Source organism: Photorhabdus viridis, assembly GCF_040256935.1.
Taxonomy (GTDB): domain Bacteria; phylum Pseudomonadota; class Gammaproteobacteria; order Enterobacterales; family Enterobacteriaceae; genus Photorhabdus; species Photorhabdus viridis.
This window is the reverse complement of the sequence record NZ_JBEJZY010000624.1, coordinates 1-222: the sequence shown is the minus strand read 5'-3', so window position 1 is coordinate 222 and position 222 is coordinate 1. Positions and strand designations below refer to the sequence as shown.

General features: G+C 57.2%; 1 protein-coding gene. It reads left to right on the top strand.

What is annotated here, in order from left to right; genetic code table 11:
- Window positions 1-222: hypothetical protein (locus ABR397_RS24835; RefSeq protein ID WP_350307990.1), on the top strand; the 222-nt coding region annotated here is incomplete at both ends.

Genomic DNA, 222 nt, shown 5'->3' with positions numbered 1-222 from the left:
GCTGCAACATGAACGTTACCTGAATCGACAGACCCAACTGCGAGGGTTGACGACATCCGCCACGCTGTTGCCGGGTCAGGAGTTGAAAGTCAGGGGAGAGGCGCCGGAAGCCTTCCGTAAAGGGGCGGTGATAACCGCTATTCACAGCAGTGCGCGCCGGGATCGCAGTTTTGAAATGGCGTTTACTGCCATTCCCTACTCTGAAACCGTGTGCTTCCGACC